The sequence below is a fragment of the Paenibacillus popilliae ATCC 14706 genome (genome assembly GCF_000315235.1).
Classification (GTDB): domain Bacteria; phylum Bacillota; class Bacilli; order Paenibacillales; family Paenibacillaceae; genus Paenibacillus_B; species Paenibacillus_B popilliae.
The window spans coordinates 1-351 of sequence record NZ_BALG01000466.1 but is presented as its reverse complement, the minus strand read 5'-3'; the positions used below and the strand labels follow the sequence as shown (position 1 = coordinate 351).

Below are 351 nucleotides of genomic sequence, written 5' to 3'. Positions count from 1 at the left end.
TCTTCATCAATTCCCATAAAGATTTTTGTTTCAAGGGATAATAATTTTGTGCCTATTTGTGTTGTGCCACCTGACATATATACTTGATCATCTGAATTAAGTATAAGATTACAGCCATGTCTATAAGGCCTGTTAATATTTTTGTAAAAAGATATTTTCTCATCGGGGGAATCAAGGGTAAGCAGTTTTTTCATTCCTTCTTGATCACGAAAAATATAAACGGTAACGACAGTATGAAAATCTGCATAAGGGTCTTTAGGGAAACTAGGGTCATAACATTCAATAAATTTATGTTTGCTTATTTGTGTTGCCGCGTATTGTTTTATTAATCTTTCGCCGATTTGTGCTAAC

The 351-nt window shown here is 33.0% G+C and carries 1 pseudogene; it reads right to left on the bottom strand.

The features are described from left to right. A pseudogene (locus PPOP_RS18415) lies at positions 1-351 on the bottom strand (pyruvate kinase); the annotation flags it as partial.